This is a genomic window from Propionivibrio sp. (assembly GCF_049316945.1).
Lineage (GTDB): Bacteria > Pseudomonadota > Gammaproteobacteria > Burkholderiales > Rhodocyclaceae > Propionivibrio.
Map to the genome: position 1 here is coordinate 1 of NZ_JBMOJE010000209.1, position 5,462 is coordinate 5,462.

The following is a 5,462-nucleotide window of genomic DNA, read 5'->3' on the forward strand; positions in this document are numbered from 1 at the left end:
TGGTATGCTGCGGACGAGAATACTTGGGATTGGGTCTTTGAAATGCCTATCCTCATGAATTCTTAAAATACCCACCTATCTTTGTCGAAAACCTATAGACGGAAGACTGCTTATGAACAAGCTTCTCAAACCCTATTTCGAACGTCAGCTTGTTGAAGAAAAAAGAAAAGATGGCTACTGGATTGAGGCATTTATTGCCACAGACGATTTCAGGCCGGATATTGTCGGATACGGTCTCGGTTTGGGTGAGGTGACCCTGTACAAGAACCCGGGCTGGAAAAAAAAGCTTCTTGCCAAGTACCCGGGGCCCGTTGGGATGCACCACGGCGACATCAACGGGAACGGCCGTAACGACATCATAATTTGCTATCAGTATGGTCAGACGATGGTGATGTGTGATCCAGAGGGAGGGAAAATAGACTGGCTTGAAAATCCAGGCTCAATCGATGGCAAGTGGGAACGCCATTACATTGGCAGAGCCACTGCGATGCATCGGCTTAAAGTCGGTCACTTCACCCAAAATCAGACACTTGAAGTTCTTGCCCTGCCAATTGTATGCAGACCCAATGATGTTCATTCCGTGGTGCCGGTAAAACTGTTTACGCAACCAGAGGACATTGAAAACGCTACAGAATGGCATGAACAACTGATCGACGAGGGAAACTACCACGTTATCCATGGCGTTTCCATCGGCGACTTCAACAAGAAATTCAACATCAAACCAGATTCAAACCTGGATTCCGCACTCATCGCCTCCGAAGAAGGCATTACATGGCTCTACTATGATGCGGTAGAAAAACAGTGGCACAGGAAGTCTATTGGCACAGGAGAAACGGGGCAGGCTTCCAAAACGGGTTTCAAGGGAAGTGGCAACGTCGATCTGGGCAAGGTGGGTGATGATGTGTGTGCCTATATTGCCACGGTCGAGCCATTCCACGGAAACACCGTCGCGGTTTACTACAAGGACATGCAGTCTCAGCCTGACCCCGGCTGGGATTGGAAATGGCAAAGGGTTGTCCTCGATGTCTTCGACAATCCGAATGCCCTCGGTGAAGGGCCTGGACACTTCGTGATTTGCGCGGACTTTGACGGCGATGGTGATGATGAATTCCTGGTCGCGCTCAGAGGCCCCATGCCTTGGCAGGGAGTGTTCTATTACAAAGCCATTGATATCAAGACGGGTACATTCGTGAAGTGGCGAGTTTCCGATGACTCGGCAGCGCGTATCGCGGTGGCTGATTTTGACGGTGATGGCAGGCTGGATTTCGCCACAATAGGCTACTCGGTGGGCGGTTATTTTGAAGCCGAAAATCCATCCATCGCTGTTTTCTACAACCGCTTCGCGCCCCTGGCAGAAACGCTGACGTCGAACGTTAGTGCCGAGAGCCCCGCCCAATGAAAACGAATGAGGAGCAGACGATTCGTTTTTCAGAAAACCATATCCGCGCCCGATGGTTGACCAACGTCAAAAATTATCACATCGAAGATCGGACGATTGTGGTTAACCTTGGCAATGAACAAGCCTGCATTTCAGCCCCACCGGAAAAATACCTGCTGCCAAGGACTTCAGGCATTTACCAGAACGTCAGCGTGAGTAATTGCGACTCCCTACTGCTGATCGAAATCAGCGAAGAAACGAATATCGGCAGTATTGTGCTGGATCCGGAATGGCATCTCCTGGGTGACATCAGCGATTTTCCGCGCAACACTCCCCTGTGGAAATCGGCTCAATACGAACTGGGAACCGTCAGGTTCGATCCCCGCTATGTAACAGGACTATCCAGTCAACCGATCGATAGCCCGCTCAGGACGTACAGGGTCAAGGTGAATCTGTGGTTTGCCCCGGCCAAGACCAATTGCGCCATCCACAACCATCATATGGTTCCTGAATTCCTGGAGGTGCACACGCAAATTTACGGCGCAGGAAGAATGCAGAAGTTCCATGCCCATGATTTTTCTACCCTCTATCAGGACGTCACCATGAGTCCCGGCAATACGCATGTTCCTTTTGCCAGTGTTGATGAAGAGGGTGCATTCATTTATCCATGGCATCAGTACTACGCTGATACGGATTGCATCTGGATGGCTATTGAATTCCATCCGATTGATTGATTGAACACCCAATAATAGTTCTAAAGCATTTCACAGGTTGTATTTAGCGTTCTTTTTCGAGGTTCGGTTTCTCATCCCGAAAGGTAAAACCATGTCCGGTCAGATTTTTTCTTCCAAGGAAGCTAATAGATTCATCAAGGCAGAGCAGTTTTTCAACCGCTATAAAGAGTGGGAGCAACTTAGTAGCGTGGTCTCGCATGCTTTCGACGTAAAGACCGAATCTTTAACCCTCAACTTCAACAAGCGTGATGGAAAACCATGCGCCATGCTGATTCATTTCCCGCACAAGGATTCCTTTCGGGTGCGCTTCAATCCGGGCAAGGTAGCCGCAGAGTATCCTTCTGAAAACACGCGCTCGGTGGTTCAGAATAATTTTGGCGATTTGCGGATGCTTCTGGAAGTTGACGAGGAATTCGAGGTCGTCGCAAAGGAGGCTGCTGGAAGCATCGAACTGGTTACCAGCGGGGGCGACTCGCGCCCCACCATGAAAATGGTGGTTACCCATTCGCCTTTTGCAATAAAAGTATTCAATTTAACGCAGGGTCAGCCCTTCCTGGTCTGGCAGACAGCCGATACGCCCATTTACTTCACCGCCAATGGCGATGAGGATTACGCCATCATTCAGGCTATCGATAAGCCGGCCACCGCCAAGTACATCGGCTTTGGCGAACAAGGCGGGCACTCACTGAGCAAGAATACCGCACAAATCAATTACTTCAATTTCGACAACATGCGCTATCGCCAGGTCTATGGTCGTGGCCCCCTCGATCCCAGAGAGCCTCTGTATCACTCGGATCCCTTCTTTGTGGAGTTTAACGGTGTTCCCGACAAAGACAGCGTCACCGCCACTTTTATTGATAATGCCGGTCAGTTATTGGTCGATATCGGCTATCTCTCCTCAAGTAGTTACATGTTTGGTACGCGCTTCGGCGACCTTGATTATTATCTTTTTATCGGCAACGACCCGGCCAGCATCATTGATAATTTCACATCCATTGTCGGCAAGTCACGGCTGAAGCCTCGCTACATCCTGGGATACCACCAGGGTTGTTATGGCTATGAGCGGCGCGACATTCTGGAGTGGGCGGTCGATAAATATCGTGAATATCAAATCCCTCTCGATGGTATGCATGTGGACGTGGACATACAGCATAATTACCAGACCTTCACCATTGATACCGACAAGTTTCCCGACCCATACACCATGTTTCACCGTCTGAAAGAGCGCGGAGTGAAGTGCAGTACAAACATCACTCCTGTTATCAGCCGGGAAGACCCAAGCTATACAACCTATACGCAAGCACTTGAAGGCAATTATTTCGTTCAGGATTATCGCCATGACCCGGACAATCCCGACAGCAAAATCTACCAGTTGTATGGAGGTGGAAACGAGTTCAGCCCCAACGAAGGTTACGTCGAAGGTTTCAATAGCGGACAGCCCTATATTGGCGGCGTTTACTACGGTAACGACGCCAGCGGCAAAGAACTTGGCACGTCGGGACACTACGCCGATCTAGGCCGGCAAGAGGTACGGCGCTGGTGGGGTACGCAGTATCAATACCTTTTCGACATGGGGCTTGAAATGGTGTGGCAGGACATGACCACTCCTGCAATTCGAGATTACCGTGGCGATATGAAGGGGTTTCCCTTCCGCCTGAAAGTGACGAATGACTTCATTTGCGACACAGAGCCGCAGAAGACCCCGGCAATCAAGGTGTGGAACCTGTATTCGTACAATCTGCACAAGGCTACCTATCACGGACTGAATCACCTCAAAGGAAGAGACAACGTCCGAAACTTTATTATTGGTCGGGGCAGCTTCACGGGCGCCCATCGTTTTGCCGGGTTGTGGACAGGCGATAATTCGTCGGATTGGGATTTTCTGAAAATGAATGTCTCGCAAGTCCTCTCTTTGGGGATGTGCGGTGTGGTGATTAATGGTCAGGATATCGGCGGCTTTGAAACTGGACTCGATGGCGGCTCCTGGGCAAGCCCGGAACTCTTGATTCGCTGGACGGCCGCAGGGGCTTTCCTGCCCTGGTTCAGAAATCACTACGTTCGCAAGGGGCGCAAGGAATTTCAGGAACCATTCATGTACGTTGAATGGTTCAATCAATATCGTGGGGGGCAATTGCCGGAACCGCAGGAGCTATACCGTATGGTGCTCCCGATCTGCAAACATTACATCGAATTGCGTTACCGCCTGCTACAGTTGTTCTACGATGCAATGTTTGAGAATACTCTGGATGGCTTGCCTATCTGCCGCCCCCTCTTTCTCGGATCACCCGGCGACAAGTCCCTCTTCAATGACAAAGAGTCATTTATCGACAACGAGTTTTTTGTTGGAAAAGACCTGCTTGTCGCCCCTGTTCTGGATCCGCAAGTAACGGGTGGGTATGACAATTATGGCTACCGGGATATTTATCTTCCCATCGGCAGCGACTGGTATTGTTTCGTAGACAACACCATGCCACTGGGTGCCGCAATTGCAGGTGGTACGACGGTGCGGGATTTTGACGCCAGCCTGAATACCAAAGGCAACCACATTCACTTCATTGTTCCTGTTTATGTGCGTGCAGGTGCAATCATACCGACCATTGAACTTGAGCAGTATGTAGGCCAACTCAACAAGGAAGGCAAACCCAATCCGATTACACTGAACATCTATCCGGGGCTCAAGGGTGAGTACACGATGTATCTGGACGATGGGGTGAGTCGTTCTTCTGCCCATCCCGAAGCCCACCCTGTCGAGTTCGGGGGCGATACTCAGGCCAAAGGCGAATATCGCCAGATCGATATAACGCACGCCTGCGTTGGAAAAAGACGCGAGATCAAGATCGATCGCGTCCATGACAACTACACACCGGCGCTGGAGAAATATTATTTCGTGGCGATACTGCACGATCCGGTAGAAACCAGAGGGGGATCCGGTTGCCTGCAGAGCGTAAAGTTAGCGGGTCAGGATGTCGAATTAATTACCGGTGACACTCCAGAGCAACGAAGCCATGCGCTCAACGCGTCGTCGAATAATGCCTGGTATTACAATGAAAACCTCAATATCAGCTTCATCAAGGTGTTTGACGACAAGCCGACCGTCAATTTAATAGCAGAATATTTATAGTTGGCAGAAAAGTGAGTCCCACCATGCCACCGAAACACATTTACGTCGATTTAGCATTGTAGAGGTCGTGTTCAACGCAATGCTTCGGTCGTAGTTGTGTTGTTTTGGAGGTTTGTGAGGACTCACCTTTTGGACTCAAGCGGAGATTTTTCTGGCAAGTTTCTTGCCCAAGGCTAATTGCGTATGAACTGGTTTTATGATCTTTCGTCTTTAGAACTTGCCGCCTTTG

General features: G+C 49.9%; 3 protein-coding genes. All 3 read left to right on the plus strand.

The window, feature by feature from the left end; genetic code table 11:
* Nucleotides 1-112 precede the first annotated feature (112 nt).
* The gene (locus tag ACOYNV_RS25350; RefSeq protein ID WP_422902592.1) at nucleotides 113-1,399 is read left to right on the plus strand and encodes an FG-GAP-like repeat-containing protein; all 1,287 of its coding nucleotides are present in this window, start codon (nucleotides 113-115) and stop codon (nucleotides 1,397-1,399) included.
* Nucleotides 1,396-2,112, plus strand: a complete 717-nt coding sequence (locus tag ACOYNV_RS25355; protein ID WP_422902593.1) for a hypothetical protein — start codon at nucleotides 1,396-1,398, stop codon at nucleotides 2,110-2,112. The genes ACOYNV_RS25350 and ACOYNV_RS25355 overlap by 4 nt, the downstream gene beginning before the upstream one ends.
* A 91-nt stretch (nucleotides 2,113-2,203) precedes the next feature.
* Nucleotides 2,204-5,233, plus strand: a complete 3,030-nt coding sequence (locus tag ACOYNV_RS25360; RefSeq protein ID WP_422902594.1) for a TIM-barrel domain-containing protein — start codon at nucleotides 2,204-2,206, stop codon at nucleotides 5,231-5,233.
* The last annotated feature ends 229 nt before the right edge of the window (nucleotides 5,234-5,462 follow it).

Coding starts and splice junctions, on each gene's coding strand:
- ACOYNV_RS25360 (WP_422902594.1), top strand. CDS start 2,204: ATGTCCGGTCAGATTTTTTCTTCCAAGGAAGCTAATAGATTCATCAAG.
- ACOYNV_RS25355 (WP_422902593.1), top strand. CDS start 1,396: ATGAAAACGAATGAGGAGCAGACGATTCGTTTTTCAGAAAACCATATC.
- ACOYNV_RS25350 (WP_422902592.1), top strand. CDS start 113: ATGAACAAGCTTCTCAAACCCTATTTCGAACGTCAGCTTGTTGAAGAA.